General features: G+C 30.6%; 17 protein-coding genes. 11 read left to right on the top strand and 6 right to left on the bottom strand.

The features are described from left to right. Nucleotides 1-7: 7 nt before the first annotated feature. From ABWP20_RS13775 to ABWP20_RS13765, 3 genes are all read right to left on the bottom strand, one after another. On the bottom strand, nucleotides 8-1,378 hold the full coding sequence (locus tag ABWP20_RS13775; protein ID WP_353096535.1) for an MATE family efflux transporter: 1,371 nt from the start codon (nucleotides 1,376-1,378) through the stop codon (nucleotides 8-10). Between the two features lie 99 nt (nucleotides 1,379-1,477). Then, nucleotides 1,478-2,266 (bottom strand): CAP domain-containing protein, encoded by a 789-nt coding sequence (locus ABWP20_RS13770; protein WP_353096533.1) that lies wholly within the window; start codon nucleotides 2,264-2,266, stop codon nucleotides 1,478-1,480. A gap of 83 nt (nucleotides 2,267-2,349) precedes the next feature. Further along, nucleotides 2,350-2,622 (bottom strand): hypothetical protein, encoded by a 273-nt coding sequence (locus tag ABWP20_RS13765; protein ID WP_353096532.1) that lies wholly within the window; start codon nucleotides 2,620-2,622, stop codon nucleotides 2,350-2,352. 428 nt (nucleotides 2,623-3,050) lie between these two features. On the opposite strand from ABWP20_RS13765, the gene hemA reads away from it, so the two are divergent. The 6 genes from hemA to hemL are packed head-to-tail and all read left to right on the top strand — an operon-like array spanning nucleotide 3,051 to nucleotide 9,580. Beyond that, nucleotides 3,051-4,283 carry a glutamyl-tRNA reductase gene (gene hemA / locus ABWP20_RS13760; RefSeq protein WP_353096531.1) on the top strand — a complete coding sequence of 411 codons (1,233 nt, stop codon included), beginning with the start codon at nucleotides 3,051-3,053 and terminating at the stop codon, nucleotides 4,281-4,283. Nucleotides 4,284-4,292: 9 nt separating this feature from the next. Beyond that, on the top strand, nucleotides 4,293-4,889 hold the full coding sequence (locus ABWP20_RS13755) for a precorrin-2 dehydrogenase/sirohydrochlorin ferrochelatase family protein (RefSeq protein ID WP_353096530.1): 597 nt from the start codon (nucleotides 4,293-4,295) through the stop codon (nucleotides 4,887-4,889). Between the two features lie 23 nt (nucleotides 4,890-4,912). Beyond that, the gene (gene hemC, locus ABWP20_RS13750; protein WP_353096529.1) at nucleotides 4,913-5,812 is read left to right on the top strand and encodes a hydroxymethylbilane synthase; all 900 of its coding nucleotides are present in this window, start codon (nucleotides 4,913-4,915) and stop codon (nucleotides 5,810-5,812) included. Further along, nucleotides 5,812-7,311, top strand: coding sequence for a uroporphyrinogen-III C-methyltransferase (cobA, locus tag ABWP20_RS13745; protein WP_353096528.1), 1,500 nt, complete (start codon nucleotides 5,812-5,814; stop codon nucleotides 7,309-7,311). The genes hemC and cobA overlap by 1 nt, the downstream gene beginning before the upstream one ends. Then, nucleotides 7,311-8,270: a porphobilinogen synthase gene (gene hemB / locus ABWP20_RS13740; protein WP_353096526.1), complete on the top strand. Its 960-nt coding sequence runs from the start codon at nucleotides 7,311-7,313 to the stop codon at nucleotides 8,268-8,270. Before cobA ends, hemB begins: the two co-directional genes overlap by 1 nt. A gap of 14 nt (nucleotides 8,271-8,284) precedes the next feature. Next, nucleotides 8,285-9,580, top strand: coding sequence for a glutamate-1-semialdehyde 2,1-aminomutase (gene hemL, locus ABWP20_RS13735; protein ID WP_353096524.1), 1,296 nt, complete (start codon nucleotides 8,285-8,287; stop codon nucleotides 9,578-9,580). Between the two features lie 41 nt (nucleotides 9,581-9,621). On the opposite strand, the gene ABWP20_RS13730 is transcribed toward hemL, so the two are convergent. The 3 genes from ABWP20_RS13730 to ABWP20_RS13720 all read right to left on the bottom strand — a co-directional run bounded on the left by ABWP20_RS13730 (nucleotide 9,622) and on the right by ABWP20_RS13720 (nucleotide 13,388). Next, the gene (locus ABWP20_RS13730) at nucleotides 9,622-10,656 is read right to left on the bottom strand and encodes a YeiH family protein (protein ID WP_353096523.1); all 1,035 of its coding nucleotides are present in this window, start codon (nucleotides 10,654-10,656) and stop codon (nucleotides 9,622-9,624) included. A 133-nt stretch (nucleotides 10,657-10,789) separates the two neighbouring features. Next, nucleotides 10,790-11,743, bottom strand: coding sequence for a ferredoxin-like domain-containing protein (locus tag ABWP20_RS13725; RefSeq protein ID WP_353096522.1), 954 nt, complete (start codon nucleotides 11,741-11,743; stop codon nucleotides 10,790-10,792). A gap of 25 nt (nucleotides 11,744-11,768) precedes the next feature. After that, the gene (locus ABWP20_RS13720) at nucleotides 11,769-13,388 is read right to left on the bottom strand and encodes an FAD-dependent oxidoreductase (protein WP_353096521.1); all 1,620 of its coding nucleotides are present in this window, start codon (nucleotides 13,386-13,388) and stop codon (nucleotides 11,769-11,771) included. A gap of 148 nt (nucleotides 13,389-13,536) precedes the next feature. Here ABWP20_RS13720 and ABWP20_RS13715 point away from each other — a divergent pair, with 148 nt between their 5' ends. The 5 genes from ABWP20_RS13715 (at nucleotide 13,537) to ABWP20_RS13695 (ending at nucleotide 19,080) form a co-directional block, all read left to right on the top strand. After that, the gene (locus ABWP20_RS13715) at nucleotides 13,537-14,439 is read left to right on the top strand and encodes a LysR family transcriptional regulator (protein ID WP_353096519.1); all 903 of its coding nucleotides are present in this window, start codon (nucleotides 13,537-13,539) and stop codon (nucleotides 14,437-14,439) included. 537 nt (nucleotides 14,440-14,976) lie between these two features. Further along, nucleotides 14,977-15,816: a hypothetical protein gene (locus tag ABWP20_RS13710; RefSeq protein ID WP_353096518.1), complete on the top strand. Its 840-nt coding sequence runs from the start codon at nucleotides 14,977-14,979 to the stop codon at nucleotides 15,814-15,816. Nucleotides 15,817-15,901: 85 nt separating this feature from the next. After that, entirely contained in the window at nucleotides 15,902-16,954 is a 1,053-nt protein-coding gene (locus tag ABWP20_RS13705) for a hypothetical protein (RefSeq protein WP_353096517.1), read from the top strand. Nucleotides 16,955-17,000: 46 nt separating this feature from the next. Then, complete coding sequence (locus ABWP20_RS13700) at nucleotides 17,001-18,113, top strand: hypothetical protein (protein ID WP_353096516.1); 1,113 nt, start codon at nucleotides 17,001-17,003, stop codon at nucleotides 18,111-18,113. A gap of 523 nt (nucleotides 18,114-18,636) precedes the next feature. Continuing rightward, on the top strand, nucleotides 18,637-19,080 hold the full coding sequence (locus ABWP20_RS13695; RefSeq protein WP_353096515.1) for a hypothetical protein: 444 nt from the start codon (nucleotides 18,637-18,639) through the stop codon (nucleotides 19,078-19,080). The last annotated feature ends 267 nt before the right edge of the window (nucleotides 19,081-19,347 follow it).

The following is a 19,347-nucleotide window of genomic DNA, read 5'->3' as shown; positions in this document are numbered from 1 at the left end:
CCTAATTTTATTCGATTATATCATTACCAAGACTTTTCATGCTTTTAACTATACAATATACAGTAATTATGGAAGCTATTAAATCTGAAATAGGCCCAGCTAACCAAACTCCAGTTAGTCCATAAAGCTTTGGTAAAACAATTATGGCAGGAATAAGAACTAGTACCTGTCTTGATAGGCTAAGTAACATAGATTGTTTTGGCTTTCCTATTGCTTGGAAATAGTTAGAGCTTACAACTTGAATTCCTATTATTGGAAACATACATAGATATATTCTCATACCTGGAACACCAATCCTAGAGATTTCTCCAATTTTCCCACCCTTTGGAATAAATAATTGGTATAATTGAACTGGAAATAATTGAGTTAATATAAATCCGAATACTGTTATGGCAGTAGCGCCCATAATAGCATACTTCACCGTTGCTTTAACCCTATTATATTTTTTAGCGCCATAATTAAATCCGATTATTGGCTGTGAACCTTGATTAATTCCAAATATAGGCATCATTATCATCATTGTAACACTATTTATAACAGCCATACTTGAATTAGCTAAATCACCGCCATAAGTTTTTAAACTATTATTTAATAGTACAGTTACTACGCTGCCAGCTAATTGCATACTAAAAGGTCCTAGACCAATTAGAACTATATTTTTTACAATATCTAATTTTAATTTCAGATATTCCTTTTTTATATTGAGCATACTTTTCCCACTAAAGAAATATCTCATAACCCATATAGAAGATAAACCTTGGGAGATGATGGTTGCAAGAGCAGCACCCTCTACACCCATGCCAAATGAAAATATAAATATAGGGTCAAGTATTGTATTTGAAATAGCGCCTATTAACATGGTTTTCATGGCAACAGTTGGACTACCCTCGCCACGAATAAAGTTATTCATACCAAAGCCAATTGCTTGAAGTGGAGCTCCAATTAATATTATTTTCATGTAATCGTAGGCATATTGAATATTAGAATCAGATGCACCAAATACATTTAATAATGGTCTTAGAAAAATAAGTCCAAATACAGTAATACATAAGGATATTAATATTAGTAAAATAAAAGAGTTACCAGCAACTTTCTCTGCTTCTTCTTTGCGGTTTTGTCCTAGTTTAATAGATACTAAAGTATTGCCTCCTATACCTATTAACATGGAAAAGGCCATAATGATTAAGGAGATTGGCAAACTAATAAATATACCTCCAATGGCAAGCTCCCCTACACCTTTTCCTATGAAAATCCTATCTACTACATTATATAATGCATTTACAATCATTCCAGTGATTGCAGGTAAGGAGAATTTGATTAATAATTTTCCAATGGGTTCTTCTCCTAATAAATTTTTTCTTTCGTTTTCTTTATACATTTTCTCACCTACATAAAAAATAATTAGCCTTCTCTTTTGAGAAGGCTAATTATTATTATACCACAAGAAACTATATATTAAAATGTTTTTATTCTCTAATTAATTTGTAAACATTTGAGTCCAATAGTTTGTTCCATTGCTTGATTGATAATGACCTACACCTATTTTATTGAAGCTAGGGTTCATTATGTTAGCTCTGTGTCCAGAGGAATTCATCCATCCATTAACTACAGATTGAGCAGAGGTTTGTCCTTTTGCAATATTTTCTCCTGCAGTTTTATAGCTAATGCCAAAGGATTTCATCATATCAAAAGGTGAACCATAAGTAGGAGATGTATGGCTAAAATAATTATTCTTTGCCATATCTTCAGATTTCTTCCTAGCTACATTTGATAGTTCACTACTAGCAACTAGAGGTTGTAAACCTTCTTTTTGTCTTTCAATATTTACTAATCTAACTACTTCTGATTCTATTGCTGATAAGCCTGATGTTGATGGCGTTTCAGTTTCAGATGGCTTACTTGGTTCCGGAGTTGTTGGCTCTGGTTTACTTGGTTTTGTTGGATTAGTTGGTGTAGTAGGTTTAGTTGGTGTTGTAGGTTTACTTGGTTTATTAGGAATTGTTATAACATTTCCTGATTTACCTGGTTTATTAGTAATTACAGTCCAATTAAGCTTAGGATAACTGTTAGTTGTTGTGTTTTGTTGTGTATTTGAATTTTTATTGCAGTTATAGTTATAATTTTGAGAATATCCTTTGTTAAGACTATTCAATAGTGTATTGTAATCAAAATTTGTGCAGTTTAAGCTTGCAGCACTAGCTGCAGATGAACTTAATATTGTAGTTGCTACTAATGAGTAAATTATCTTTCTTTTCTTTGTAAACATGTATTGTCCTCCTTGAATTTAAATAAATTTAATTTTTCTTAGTTGATCCCCTTCCATAAATTGAATTTTTTAAAAGGATATCTTTAGTTTGCAGGAAAATTTATAATATTTCCTAGCTTACTTGTAATTGATGTCAAATCAAAGTTGAAACAATTACTATCTGCTGCATTTTGTTGTGTATTTGAATTCTTGTTACAGTCATAGTTACAATTTGTTATATATTCTTTGATACAATTGTTTAATATTGAGTTACAATTAAGATTTGCAAGTTCGAAACTTGCAGCACTAGCTGCAGATGAGCTAAACAAAGTAGCAGCGATTAATGAATAAATTACTTTTCTTTTCTTTGTAAACATATTTTTCTCCTCCTTGAAAATTTGAGTAAATTTCACTTTCTTAACTTGCCTCCTTTCATAAATTGTAATCAATTTGTAATAAATTGAATTTTTTAAAAGTATATCATTAGTGCAAGGGGTAAATAAACCCTCAATACATGGTAAGTTTACATAAAATTGTAAGATGACTTCGAGATGTTGGGATACTTGAGAAGGCAATATGATTTGAGAAAAATATCTAAATAATGATATAATGTAATAAATATAAATTTGAATATATATAATATTCATTGAGATTTGCTATATTTGATATTGAAATTATTGAACTATGATAGTTATATAAAAGCTTGTCAAAGTTTTAATAATGAAATATGATTAGGATATATATTAGTTATTATTTGAATTGCTAGAACAGATGATGAAGAGAGTTTTTATATAGGAGGAAAAAGATGGAGGTAGCTGTAGTTGGAATAAATCATAATAATTCACCAATAGAAGTACGGGAAAGATTTTCCTTTTCTGAGTCCATGAAAATAGAAGCATCAGATCAGATATTGGATAAATCTGCAAAAGAAGTAACTATTGTTTCTACCTGTAATAGAAGTGAAATATATATAGCAAGTGATAATATTGATTTATCAATAAAGGAAGTTGAGGAATTTTATAAGGAGTTCTTTAAGTTTTCGCAAGCAGGGGATTATATTTTTGTTAAGAAAGGAAAAGATGCTGTAACTCATCTATATATGGTATCTGCAGGGCTTGATTCAATGGTATTGGGAGAAGACCAAATATTAGGACAGATAAAAGAAGCAATGATGTTCTCCATGGATTTGGGATTTAGCAAAAAGGTATTAAATAGATTATTTATGGATGCCATAGCTGAGGGGAAAAAGATAAGAAATAAACTAAAGATATCTGAAATACCATTGTCTACCAGCTACATTGGGATAGGCCTTTTAAAAAAAGAAATAGGTGAATTAAAGGGCAAAAAGGCACTTATAATTGGGGCCGGAGAAATCGGTATGTTGGCTATTAAATATCTCTACGAAGAAGAATTAGATGAGATATATGTAACCAATAGGACATACGAAAAGGTTAAAGGTATATGTAGGGACTTTGATAGATTAATTCCAATAGAGTACGATAGTAGATATGATATATTGGAACATATAGATATTTTAATTACTGCAACAGGAGCGCCTCATACGATTATCACTTATAAGGATATAGAGAAGCTACCAAATAAATTATATATATTGGATTTAGCTCTTCCAAGGGATGTAGAATCACGAATTGGTGAGGAAGACAATGTAATTTTATACCATAATGATGATTTACAAAGGTTATCGCAGGAAAATTTATTAAGAAGGAAAGAACTTTCAGAAGAGGCTTTAGATATAATAAAAGAGGATGTTAGTAAATATACTAATTGGATAAGCACCTTAGATGTGGATCCTGTTATAGAGTCTTTAAATAAAAGATGTCTTTCTATCAAAGAAGAAACTATGGATTATATTAATAGAAAAGTAGAATTAGATAAAAGGGAGAAGAAGATAATAGACAAGATGGTTATGTCTGCATTAAAGAAATTTTTAAGAGAACCTATTAAGATTTTAAAAGAAGTAGGGGAAGAAAATTCAGAAGAATATATAGAAATAATGAAAAGATTATTTCAAATTTAGAGGTGGGATATGTTTTATCCAATAATGGTAGATATTAGTAATAAACGTATTATAGTTATTGGTGGCGGGGAAGTAGCTCATAGAAAAGCAAAAAAATTTTTGGAATTTGGAGGCAAAGTAATTGTTTTGAGTCCTTATAATATCCATAAGTTTAAGGAATTAGAAGAAAGATATAAAGAAAATTTAGATTTTATATATGCTGAATATAATGAAAAATATATTGAAAATGCATTTTTAGTAATAGGAGCAACATCTTCTAAGGAAGTAAATAAGCAGATTTCAAAAGATTGTAATAAGTTGAATGTACTGGTCAATATTGTTGATAGTAAAGAAGATTCCGATTTTATAACTCCTTCAATTATAAATAACGATACCTTAACGATTTCTATTTCTACAATGGGAAGTTTTCCCTATTTAAGTAAGAAAATAAGAATGGATATGGAAGATACTTACAAGAAATTCAATAAAGAGTATTTAGATACTCTAGAAGAAATAAGATATTTAATTTTAGATAAGTATAGGGAAGAAAAAAAGGAAATAATGGACCATGCTTTGAACTTAAACATAGATGAGCTAAAGGATTTGTTAATGAAGTTAAAGGACTAAATTACATAAGGAGAAATGCTGATATGAAAATAATAGTAGGTACGAGGGGTAGTAAATTAGCTTTGACACAAACAAATATGGTTATAGATAGTATAAAAAATGCTTATCCAAATATTGAATATGAGTTAAAAATAATAAAGACAAAAGGAGATGTAGTAAAGGATCTTCCTATTGATAAAATAGGTGGAAAGGAGATATTTACCAAGGAAATAGAAAAGGAATTATTGGATGGCAGTATAGATATGGCTGTACATAGTATGAAGGATATGCCAGGGGAACTTCCAGAGGGATTAAAATTATCTTTTTCACCAGAGAGAGAAGATTATAGGGATGTACTAATCCTAAGGGAAGGGCTAAATAGTATAAATGATATACCTTTTGGGGGAAAAATAGGGACAGGCAGTAAGAGAAGAAAATATCAGATACTACAATATCGACCAGATCTGGAGGTAATTGGTATAAGAGGGAATATAGAAACCAGAATAAGGAAAATAGAAGAAGAAAATCTAGATGGAGTGATATTAGCTGCTGCGGGAATCAATAGATTAGGTTTAGATTTAGGAGAAAGAGTAGCCTATCTAGATAAGGATATAGTATTACCATCACCTACACAAGGGATATTAGCAATTGAAATTAGGGAAAATGATAATAGGATTGATAATATTTTGGAATGTATTTCCCATAGAAAAACGGAAGTTCAAAAAATAGTTGAAAGGGCATTTTTAAAGGGAGTAGGCGGAAGCTGCCATATACCAGTAGGAGCATACTGTGATATTATAGGCGACAAGATATATCTAGAGGGGCTTTTAGGGACAGTAAATGGAGAAATTTTGATAAGAAGGACTATGGAAGGAAATCTAGATTCCATAGAAGAAATAGGATATAAATTAGCCAAGGATATGGTTAAGGAGATGAATAGGTAATGAAGGGAAAGGTATATTTAATAGGTGCGGGTCCGGGAGACGCAGGTTTGATAACATTGAAGGGGTCAACGTATCTGAAGGAAGCTGATGTAGTAGTATATGACAGACTAGCTAGTCCTAGACTATTAGAAGGCCTTAAAGAAAAGTGCAAATTAATTTATGTGGGAAAAGCCTCTAGTAATCATACTAAAACACAGGCTGAAATAAACGAAATAATATTTCAAGAAGCCAATAAAGGACATATAGTTGTAAGGCTTAAAGGGGGGGACCCCTATGTTTTCGGGCGAGGCGGAGAAGAGGCAGAGTATCTTTATGATAGAGGAATAGATTTTGAGGTAGTTCCAGGTGTTACATCTGCTATTGCTGGTCTTGCTTATGCAGGAATTCCCATTACTCATAGGGGAATAGCTACATCTTTTCATGTAATTACTGGACATCTAAAGGACAAAAATGATGAATTAGACTGGAAGTCCCTAGGAGCTTTAAAAGGTACCTTGGTTTTCTTAATGGGTGTTTCAAATTTAAAGGAAATAACGGAAAATTTATTAAAACATGGTAAAGATAAGGAAACTCCTGTAGCCATTGTAAATTGGGGAACGACTCCTATGCAGCAAGTAGTGGAGGGCAATCTTTCTAACATATATGAGAAGGCACTAAAGGAAGAGATAAAACCACCAAGTTTGATAGTAATAGGAGATGTGGTAAGATTAAGGGAGAAGTTAAATTTTTATGAAAGAAAGCCATTATTAGGAAGAAACATAGTAGTTACTAGAGAAAAGAGCCATGCAATGGATACAGTAAGGAAAATAGAAGATTTAGGTGGAAATGTTATATCATTCCCTACTATAAAAATAGAGGAAATAACTCCTAATGAAGAATTAAATGAAGCAATTAGAAATATTAAAAGATATTCATATATGGTATTCACCAGTGCTAGGGGAGTTGATATTTTTTTTAAGAGATTTTTCGGACTTGGGGAAGATATAAGAAATATGGCTGGAATAAAAATTGCAGCTGTAGGAGATAAAACAGCAAATGCCATTAGAAAATATGGTATAAATGTGGATTTTATTCCAGAAGAATTTGTAGGGGAAGGTTTAGTTGATAAATTAAAAAAGGTATTGACTAAAGATGATAAAGTGCTAATTACAAGGGCAAAAATTGGCAGAAAGGAATTAGTAGAAGAACTATCTAAAGTATCCTTAGTAGATGAGATAAAAATCTATGATACCTTTAAAAGTGAGGAAAGTAAGGAAGAAATAATAAATTCCATAAAGGATTTAGACTCATATTATTTGCTATTTACATCTTCATCAACATTTACGAGTTTTATTGAAATACTAGAAGATAATAGATGGGTTTTGGATAAAGGAAAGATAATATCCATAGGACCAATTACTACTAAGACCATAGAGGAGAGAGGATTTACTGTATATAAACAAGCTGAAAGCTATACAGTAGATGGGGTGTTAGAATTACTTATGAAGGAGAAAAGATAATGAACAGAACTAGAAGATTGAGAAGAAACCCTTTCATTAGGGATATGGTTAGGGAAACTAAATTATCGGTGGATGATTTTATATATCCATTATTTATAGTAGAAGGTGAAAATATAAAAAAAGAAATTTCCTCCATGAAGGGAGTTTATCATTTTTCCATAGATAAAGTCTTAGAGGAAATAAAAGAAGTTATAGATTTAGGTATAAAATCCATAATATTATTTGGTATACCTGAACATAAGGACAAAATAGGTTCTGAAGCCTATTCAAATCAAGGTATTATTCAAAGAGCAATAAAAGAGATTAAAAATAAATTCCCTGAAATTTATATAGTAACGGATATATGTATGTGTGAATATACATCCCATGGACATTGTGGAATAGTAATGGATAATGGAGATGTAAATAATGATGAAACCTTATTATATCTAGGGAAAATTGCCCTTAGTCACGTAGAAGCAGGAGCAGATATGGTAGCCCCTTCAGATATGATGGATGGAAGGGTTGGATATATAAGAAAGATATTAGATGAAAATGGATTTGAAATGGTGCCAATAATGGCATATAGTGCAAAGTATTCCTCTGCTTTTTATGGTCCATTTAGAGAGGCTGCAGATTCGGCACCTCAATGGGGAGATAGAAAATCTTATCAAATGGATTCTGCAAATTCTAATGAAGCCATAAGGGAGGTAATGTATGATATAGAAGAAGGGGCAGATATTGTAATGGTAAAACCTGCCCTTTCCTATCTTGATATAATAAGAAGGGTTAAGGACAATTTTAATATGCCAATTGCAGCTTATAATGTAAGTGGAGAGTATTCTATGATAAAAAACGCAATAGAAAATGGAATTGTGGGAGAAGAAATAATAATGGAGGTACTAATTTCAATAAAAAGAGCAGGTGCAGATATTATTATTTCATATTTTGCTAAGGATGTGGCAAAATCTCTTAAATAGAATTGAAGGGGGTTATGAAATTGAATTTCGAAAAATCTAAAAAGATATATGAAGAGGGAATTAAATATATTCCAGGAGGAGTAAATAGCCCTGTTAGAGCTTTTAAATCTGTAAATACAGGACCAGTTTTTATTACAAAGGGTTATAAAAGCAAAATAGAGGATGAAGATGGTAATACCTATATAGATTATATAGGCTCATGGGGACCAGCTATCTTAGGTCATTCAAATGAAGAACTTATGGAAGGAATAGAGGATATAATAAAAGATGGATTAAGCTTTGGATTACCTACAAAAATTGAAGTAGACATGGCTAGGCTAATGGTAGAATCCTATCCAGCTATTGATATGATAAGAATGGTTAATTCAGGTACTGAAGCTACTATGAGTGCAATAAGAGTTGCTAGAGGATATACTGGCAGAAATAAAATAGTGAAATTTGAAGGATGCTATCATGGACATAATGATTCTCTCCTTGTAAAATCTGGATCTGGAACTATAACCTATGGAGTTCCTACAAGTTTAGGAGTACCAGAAGAAATTGTGAAAAATACCATAGTATGCAGATATAATGATTTAGAAGATTTAGAGGAAACATTTGAGAAGTATGGAAAAGATATAGCAGCTGTAATTGTAGAGCCGGTAGCTGGAAATATGGGGTTGGTTCCAGCTAAAATAGAATTTTTAAAGGGACTTAGAGAAATAACAGAGAAATTTGACTCAGTACTTATATTTGATGAAGTAATTACTGGTTTTAGAATTGCATATGGTGGAGCTAGTGAGGTATATAAAATAGAGCCTGATATGGCTTGTTTTGGTAAGATAATAGGGGGAGGATTTCCAGTAGGAGCATATGGCGGGAAAAAAGAGATAATGGAAATGGTATCTCCTCTTGGAGGAGTATATCAAGCAGGAACCCTTTCAGGAAATCCACTAGCTATGCATATTGGATATAAGAATTTAAAGTTATTGCAAAGGGATAAAGGTATATACCATAAGATGGAAGAAATGGCTATAAAGTTGGAAAAAGGTATTGATGAGAATATTAAAAAAACAGGTATAAATGCTACCATAGTTAGGTTTAAAAATATGCTTACTCTATTCTTTGGAGAAGGGCCATTTAATAATTATGATGATGTTGGGAAATGTGATACTGATCTTTATGCAAAATATTTTAAAGAAATGCTAAATAGAGGAATAATGCTTCCGCCAGCTCAATTTGAATGTATGTTTTTGTCTGCAGCACATACAGATGAAGAGTTAGAATATACTATAAAGGCCAATTATGAGGCATTAAAAGCAATTAAATAAATCAAAAAAAGACCTAGGACATGTTCCTAGGTCTTTTGAAATTATCCTACATAATTAGAGAAGATTGTGATAAACAATAAGGATGATATAGCAACTGTGGCCCAAGTACAGCCGCCAAGAATAATAGGCTTAGTTCCTTTAGTAAAAAGGTCCTTAAAGTGAATTTTAAATCCAACACCAGCTAAGGCCGTTGTTATTAAGAATTTATAACCAGTTTTAAAGAATTTTGAAGCCCCTGGAATTACGTTAAATATTCCTAAGGTATTTAATATAGCCATTCCTAGAAAAACAACTATAAACCATGGGAAAACCTTCATAACAGTTTGACCTATAGATATTTGTTCTCCACTATCTTTATTTGCTTTAGATTCATTTTTTACAGTTACAATTGTAGTGACAATGGAAACAAGAATTAGTAAACTAGTTCTTGCAAGCTTTATAGTAATCGCTAAACTTGAATCAAGATTATTTAAAACATTGTAAGTAGCTTCAGCTGCAGCAACACTGGAAGTATCATTTATAGCTGCACCCGCCAAAAATCCAAATTGGTTAGGAGTCAATCCCATGAATCCAGCTAAATAAGGATAAAGTAAAGCAGCTAAGATATCAAATAAAAATATAGCAGTCATAGCATACGCAATTTCAGTTTCCTTAGCCTTAATAATTGAAGCCAAAGTTGCAATTGCAGTCCCCCCACAAATACAACTGCCACCACCAACTAATGTACAAGTATTAGTTGATAGTTCCAATTTTTTACCCACAAAATAAGCTACAGTAAATGATAGGCAAATGTTGAAAAGAAGTAATGGTAACGCCTTAGCGCCATAACCCAATACCTGTTTAAAATTAAGAGTTGCACCAGCTAAGACAATCCCCCATTTTAAGAACTTCTTTCCAGCATAAGATGTACCAGATTTAAGGTCTTTATCTATAGACGGCATGATATTTAATATAAGCATACCTATGAATAATCCAATCATTGGAGCACCAACTATATTTTGCATTCCACCTATAAAGGTGGCTAAAATAGCAATTACAATACAAAGGACAATACCAAAGAGTTTTTTACTATTCATTTTTCTCCCCCTCAAAAAATAATGTAAAAATTATGTCAAACAATGTTAAAAAAAAGACGAATAAATTTAAAAAATAATTATTATCCAAAAGAAGGATTTATAAATCCTCCTTTTAGATAATTCCTTTATTTAACTAACAAGTAGCTCCACCAACTAAGTGAAGGTCAGCATTTAAGATTTCTTCTTTTCTTTCTAAAAGATTGTCAGATAATAGCTGAGCTTCAACATTTTCGAAGCCAATTCTTTCTATGGTTTGAGATAAACGCTCTCCAGTTTCACCTTGTTCCCTAAAGAAAAGTATAGTTTTTTCAATTATATCCATAACTTCTTCTTCAGAAGTAAATATCTTATTTAAAGGAATTCCATGATTAACAAGTTTGCCCCATCTACCACCTATATATACCTTATATCCTACTTGACCATCTGGTATAGCATCAAAATGACAGGCACCAATACAACGTCCACAGTTATTGCATATTTCCTCATCAATTTTTAAAACACCGTCTGTAACTTTAGCTGCATGAACGGGACAAATATTTTCTACTCCACATACTCTACAACCGTTGCACAATTCATTATCATAATTAGGTATTCGTTGTCCTACTATTCCTAAATCATTTAGACTAGGCTTCATACAGTTATTTGGACATCCGCCTACACCGATTTTAAATTTATGTGGCAATTTTACATTAGAATAACCATTGAAGAATATTTCATGAATTTTTTCAGATAAATCAAAAGTATCAATTAAACCATATTGGCAAGTTGTACCTTTACAAGAAACAACTGGACGGACTTTAGAACCAGTACCACCTGTTTGTAGACCCTCTTTTGCAAGATAAGCCCTAAAGTCTTCAATTTTATCATAAGGAATTCCAGGACATTCTATTGTTAATCTTGATGTAAAAGTTACAGTACCATTTCCAAAAAGCTCTGCAGCTTCTGAAATACACTTATTTTGTGCAGTGGTGATTTTCCCATTTACAGTAATTATTCTACCGGAAAAATTATCTGTGCCTTTATTAGCAAGGAAACCTAATGCTTTTACTTTTTTTTGATTTTCTGGACTAATTGTTAAACTCGCCATATTCATTTACCTCCTAAATTTTATATTATATTTTATTTAATATTGCGCCGCCTTCAAGAACCAAAGTATTAGCATAGCCGAAATGTTTCAAACGATTTTGTAACATATAGGCTCTTTTACCTTTGGAACAAACTAATAATAATTTTTCGTCTTTTTTATACTCTAGTAATTCTCCGTTTACCTTGGAAAGATCCACATAAGGAACACCTTTTAGAGATGGAACAATAGATGCATCAATTATCTTATATCCTTCTGCCTTACCATTTGCAAAATCATAAGGAGTAATAGTATTGAGATTACCATTTATCTTATTTAGTAGGACATTTACAGTATGTGTGAAAGGATGGATTGCAGTTGAAAATGGAGGAGCATATGCTAAATCCATATTTTCAATATCTTCTAAAGTAGCTCCCATAGTAATTGCAGTTACAGCAATATCTACTATCTTATCTACAGCACCTTTTCCTAAAACCTGTAAGCCTAATAGTTTTTTAGTGTTTTTATCAGCTAAGATTTTAACTATGAAGAATGAAGCGTCTGGATAGTAGTGAGCTTTATCATCTACAACAGTTACAACGCTAATTACATCATAACCAGCTTCTTTAGCAGCAGTTTCTGTAAGTCCTGTTCTACCAATATTAAGATTAGGTAATTTAGCAACTGCCGTTCCAAGAACTCCACCATAATTGAATGATTCACCATTAATATTTTTAGCTAAAATACGACCAGCAATATTAGCAGTAGATCCCATTGCAGACCAAGCAGGCTTACCAGTTATTTTATTAGTTACAGTAGCACAGTCACCAACGGCATAAATATTTTTATAATTAGTTTGGAAATTTCTATTGACTTTTATAGTTCTATTTGGCATTAACTCAATATCAGTATCGGATAAGAATCCTGTATTAGCACGAATGCCTATGGAAAGAATAACAGCATCTGCCTTCATAGTACGTTTATCAGTTTTAATTTTTTCAACCTTATCTTCACCTATAATTGCTTCTAATTTTGTACCAGTAAAGATCATAATTCCATGTTCAGCTAAATGATCTGCAATATACTCAGTAAATTCAGGTTCAAATCCTGGTGGCACCATGTCTGCCATATCTATTACAGTGGAATTAATTCCCTGAAGTGCTAAGTTTTCCGCTACTTCAAGTCCTATAAATCCGCCACCAACTACTACAGCACGTTTGATTTTACCTGCTTCAATAGTATCTCTTAATGAAATCGCATCATCTGGAGTTCTCATAAAGAACACACCATCTAAATCTACACCTTCTAGAGGAGGTTTTATTGGTTGGGCACCAGAAGCAATGACTAAATTATCATATTCATATGTATTAGTCCTATTTGTTTTTAAGTCTAAAGCTTCTACAGTATTTTCCTTAGGATTCACCTTAGTCACTTTAATTTCTGTAAGTACATTTGCACCAGTTAATGCCATAAAGCTTTTTGGAGTATTGACGATCAATTCATCTCTATTAGGAATAACATTACCTACATAATAAGGTAGACCACAGCCTGCATAAGAGATATCTTTACTTTCAGTTAATATTGTAACCTCTATATCTTGATTTTCACGTTTTAATTTTGCAGCTACTTTAGTTCCAGCAGCTACTCCGCCAATGATAAGGACTTTCATATTCTTCACTCCTTTGTATTATTTTTAACGATCCCTATGTTACTATAATATCACTTGTTTAACTATTAATAAAGTGATATTATCTAATCATAATCATAGGTAAAACCTATAGATGTTTTGATTTATAATAAATAAAGGGTGAGTGGCTATGACAATAAGACATTTAAGAATATTTATTGAAGTTGCTGATAGCGGAAAGATGAGTGTTGCAGCAGAAAGACTTTTTATTTCTCAACCTACTGTAAGTCAGACTATTAGAGAACTTGAGGAGCATTATAATGTTCTTCTATTTCAACGATTATGCAAAAGATTACATATAACCCCAGAAGGAGAAAGATTACTTTCCTATGCTAGAAAGGTAGTAAAACAATATGATGATTTAGAAGAAAGAATGTTTTCTATAAATGGAATTACTAAAATATATATTGGCGCAACTATAACTATAGGAAACTGTCTTCTCTCTGATATCATACTTAGAATTAAGGAAAATAGTCCTAATATTGACCCCTATGCCTATGTAAATAATACAAGCACTATCGAAGAAAGACTATTAAAATCGGAATTGGACATTGCTTTAGTAGAAGGAAAAATTACTAATCCCAATTTAATTTGTATTCCAGCAGTAGATGATTACTTAGTTCTTGTTTGTAGCAATGAGCATGTTTTCTGCAAAAAAGAAGAGATCAATCCATGGGATTTACAAGATATGGATTTTGTTATGAGGGAAAGGGGGAGTGGAACAAGAAGATTGTTTGAAGAATATTTAATGGATAATTGCATTACTATAAAAACTCGTTGGGAGACTAATTGTCCAGGGACTATGAAAAATGCAATAATGGAGCATCAATGTTTAGGAGTTCTTTCTATTCGCTTAGTGGAAGAAGAAATAAGAAATGGGATGATATATTTAATTAATAATCCAGAATTTAAATGGGAAAGAAATTTTAGTATTGTATACCATAAGGATAAAATCATAGATAAAGCAATGGAAGAAGTTATTGAAGCAATTTATCAATACAAGGATATAGCCCTTTTGGAAAAGGTATATTAGAAAAAAAGAGTAATGAACTTACTATTAGATAAATTGTAAGGATTTAAAGATGTCTAAATAACATTTGCTTAATCCTTCTTAGTAAAGGGATTTTTACTAAGAAGGATTTTTATATTGTTGTGAAATTTATGAATTATACGGGTAAACGATATTTTATTTACTAGGTTCTGTTGAAAAATGTCGTAATTATTTATTTGATTGTCCATAGGATTTGGTATATTATGTAAACAAGGACTGGTAAAAATATTCATGAATTTAGATTTACCATATTGTACTAAGATAGATATTAAGTTGATACAAATTAAGAGCTCGTATGAACTTAGAAGTGAGATATAAAAATATGAAATAAAAGATAGCACATAGTATATATGATAAATCAAGATATATAAATACAGATTTTCAGCTATAAAGATATTTAATTATTGATAAAAGATAATGACATCCAATATAGAATTGGGGGTGATTCCAATGGGAATATAACATATTTCCATTAAAAGAAAAGTATCTAACTAATTATCTTAAAGGAGGTAGTTTATAATGAAAAATGGTTTTTATGTTATCTTGGTTATTTTTTTCCTTTGCATTACGTCCGTTGGTTCGTCATATGCTACACCTAATGCAATAGAAATAAAAGTCCCATTTAATGCGGAGCCGAATGCAACTTATTTATGTACAGAAGATGGGGAAATGGAGTTGTTGTATATTTATGTTCCTAAGGATATATCTACAAGAGATACTCTATTAAAATCAATAACTAATGCTCAGTCTAAAAATTATGAAGAAGATTCTATATTTGAATTGGTAAAAGAGGAAGCAAGATTACTTCCAACATATAGCTATGAGTTCGACCTTGTTGCATATCCGGGAGATGAGATAATTTACGATGCTAAGGGAGAATTTCTTAATATAATTCGAGCAGCATCTATTAAAGGTAATTCTATATTAGCAGAGACTAGAGCCAGTTCTATTTCTTATGGTACCGTAAAAAAAGGGACACATTACTATCCTGATTCAACCAAAGCCAATAAGCTTGTTATAACAGATAGCAGTGTTACTGGAACGGGATATGGAACTAATTTTACTTATAAAAGTAATGGAAACAGTAATCTTGGTCAAAAAAATCATACATTAGTGGCAGGCGATTGTGCTACTAACAGAAATTACGATAATGCTATTTGTGGAACTATTATTGGGGTAAGAAATTTTGATAACGATATAAGAGAAGATTTTGAAAAATGGGATATCGGAAGTTTAACAAATGCTGTTATAGATATCTGGTGGAAGGGGCTTCCTTTATTGGGTATCAATACTAATGGCTGGGATGAAAGTGATTATAGAAATTGTAGGTTTTCCGCAAGATATTGGTATGAGTTCTAAATAGAAGATTAATTTATTAGAGATAAAAATGCTAAGGGTTATTCTTTAGTATTTTTATCTCTTTAAAACTTGGAGGAAATTATGCATGAAAAGATATTTCATATTATTAATTATTTTAAATATAATCATGGTTTCAGGCTGTGAAAAAATACAAGCAATTATTCAAGGAGGGGATAGTAAGAAAAATGTTATTGAAAAGCCTTATCTTTCAATAACCCGTACATATATGGATGAAACTGAAAGTATGTTCTCAGAATATTTTATATATGATATAAAAGATAAAAAAATTGAAAAGATTGCTGAAACACCTTACAACTCCCAACATCCCATAGGTATAGTAGATTTGTATGACAATAAGTTATATTATTCAAATAAGACTGGTTCGGGAGATCAATTGTTTTCATATGATATAAAAACTAAGAAAATCACTCAGTTGACCAACAATCTTTGGGCTATTAATTATATCATTCCTACTAAGGATCATATTCATCTTGTTGCAGCACGATTAATTGAGCAGGATGTAGAAGGAGAATCTAGACCTGATATACAAGCTATGTATATAGACAAAAGTACTAATATTATGGGGTACTATAGAAAATATGATCATCATACAAAAGCACAGCATATTTCATATAATCCTTGGAATCAAAAAATATATATTACATTTCTTAATAATAATGAGAACCATATGTCACGAGCATATGAAGCTGGTAAAAATCCTAAAGATTCTACAATGTATAGTCCGGCAGAACATATTGTCAAAGAGTTTGATCCAGGATTAAAAAATGAAAGAGATATCTTCAATATTTGCGATAAAGCAATGTTTACATTTTCAAGAAGTAAAGATATAGCTCTCATTTCTACTTCAAAATATTATACTGTAGGGGATATTAAATATGAGTTTGTTAATTTGAATACAAAAACAGTTGATGAAACAAATTTAAAAGTTACACCAAAAGGTATAACATATAGCTGTTTAGATCCGTATGGAAATAAGATGTACTTTATTGGATTGGATTCTGAGGGCTTAAAAAATGTATATTGTTATGATATGGATAATGACTTCATTAATATTATTTTAGGTCCTCATGAGAAATATGAATCTGCAATCAATAATATTACCATGGTAGGAAGATAAATGTATTATGATTTAAACTCAATGTTAATTTCAAGGAGAACTAGATATGAAAAGATATTTATATATTTTGGTTTTTATTTGCTTAATAACCTTTTGTGGATGTAATAATAGCATAATAAGCTTAAAAGAAGATATACAGCTGAAAACACCCTATATTTCCATAGCACGGACTTATGAAAATGAGAATGGAGATATAAAGACAGAGTATTTCATGTATGACATAGAAAGAAAAGAAATTGAAAAGGTAGTTGAAACAGCAGAACATTCTAATGGAATAATGGATTTATCAGATAATATGCTGTATTTTTCTAAGGAAGTTGATAGTGGAGAACAACTATTTTCATATAATTTAAAAAATAAGATAATAACTCAATTGACCAGTACTCTTCAAGATATCCAGAATATAGTATCAACTAAAGATTATATTTATCTAATTGGGAAACGGATATATGAGCCAGATCAAGAAGGAGTGTGTGAACCTGAATTTCAGCCAATATGCATAAATAAGGCTACAAAAGAGATAGATTATTATCATAAATATGAACATAATATAAGAGCATATAAAATATGGTATAATCTAGTGACTAAAAAGATATATACTGTATTTTTTGATAAAAATGAGGATAAATTAGCTAATGAGTTTGAACTCGGAAAAGAAAATAGAAATAAGGAGGACGAATTTTTAAATTTACAAGCTTATAAGTTTTCTGCACGTATTATCTCTGAGTTTGAAGAAGGATTTAAAAATAGGAAAGACATAGTTTATCTTAGTGATGATATTATATCTAGGGATTACATGAAAAGTAAAAATGAGGATATTTTGTTTTTGCCTCATGGAGAAGTTTATGAGTTTTCAAAAAATAATTATATGGCCCTTATAAAGATTAAAGAATTTTATGATGAGCAAAAAGTTCAGCTTAAATTTATTGATTTAAAGACAAAGGAATTGATAGAAATAGCTCTTAATGAAATAAGTAATGATATTGAAGATATATGTTTAGATCCTATTGAGAATAGAGTTTATTTCATTGGAATAGATTGTGATGGATTTGAAAATGTATATTGTTATGATATGAGAGATAATTCGGTTTGTATTATTCTGTCAACGAAAGATAAACATAAATCTCAAATTAAAGATATTACATTGATGGGCAGATAAGTTGAAAGGTTGATATATGAAGAAACAAATATATTAATTATAGGAATTAATATATCACAAACTTAATACGCTTAATCCATAGTTATATGATAAAGTTAAAAATGATGTAACGAAAGAATCAGCGATAGCTTTACTAAATGAAAAACATATACTTGTTATGTAATACTTAGGATATAATCAAATATACAAACTGTAAATGGAATTTTCTTTATTAAAATTCGTTAAAAAATGTTGTAGTTATTTTTTTAATTGTTTACAAGAATTAAGATATTATGTAGATTAGGGTTGATAAAAATTACTTGGGAATATTCATTTGTCATTTATTGATTTTGTATAACATAAGATGAGGAACTAAGGGAAATCTATTATATTCAGGACATACCAATGACCGTTCAAATTATCCGTTATCTGAGGCTAAAGGTGACAATCAATATCGTATAATAAGGTACTAGAATATTAGAGGGATCAATGTAAGTTATATATAGAACATTAATATTTTATAATATAATAGGGAGATTTTTCGATGAAGAGAGAAAAGACGTTAATTGGTATAGGTATATTATTCAGTATTATATTTTCTATAGTTTTATATATGAAAAGTCAATCAATTCATGTAAAAAGTAAAGATGGGGAATGGGAAGCTTATTATAGAAGAGAATTCCAAGACCCAAAAGGAACATGGAGTGGATATCTATACTATAGAGGAAAGAATAATGTAACAAAAGCATCCACTATATTTATGGTAAATGGAAAATTATACACTGGATATAAGGATAATAATGAATTTGATAAAAGTGTTAATTACATACCTTCTTTTTTAGAAAAACTTACATTTGGTGGAAGACCGAAAATAGTATTTAGTTTTGCAGTCTTTGGAAATAAGTTGACATCAGGTGATAAATGCGAATTAATTCTCAAATGGAAGGTAAATGAAGATATATATGAAGATACCCTTGTTTTTAAATAGTAGTTGTGTGTTTATAGTCATATAAGACTTATAATATACCTAAATAATAACATCTGCTTAATCCTTCTTAGTAAAAAGATTTTTACTAAGAAGGATTTTAAATTATGGCTTCAAGAATTAATTTGTATAATATCTACATAGGATTGTTATGCAGATAATAATATAATAGATATGAAAAATTGTGTTAAATAATATATTAGAAATTATATCTAATTAGAGATGAGCATAATTAAATAATTTTAAAGTTAAAAATCATTAGATATAAAT

The sequence above is a fragment of the Tissierella praeacuta genome, assembly GCF_040396155.1.
Classification (GTDB): Bacteria; Bacillota; Clostridia; order Tissierellales; family Tissierellaceae; genus Tissierella; species Tissierella praeacuta_A.
The sequence above is the reverse complement of the archived record's forward strand: the minus strand, read 5'-3'. Positions and strand labels throughout refer to the sequence as shown.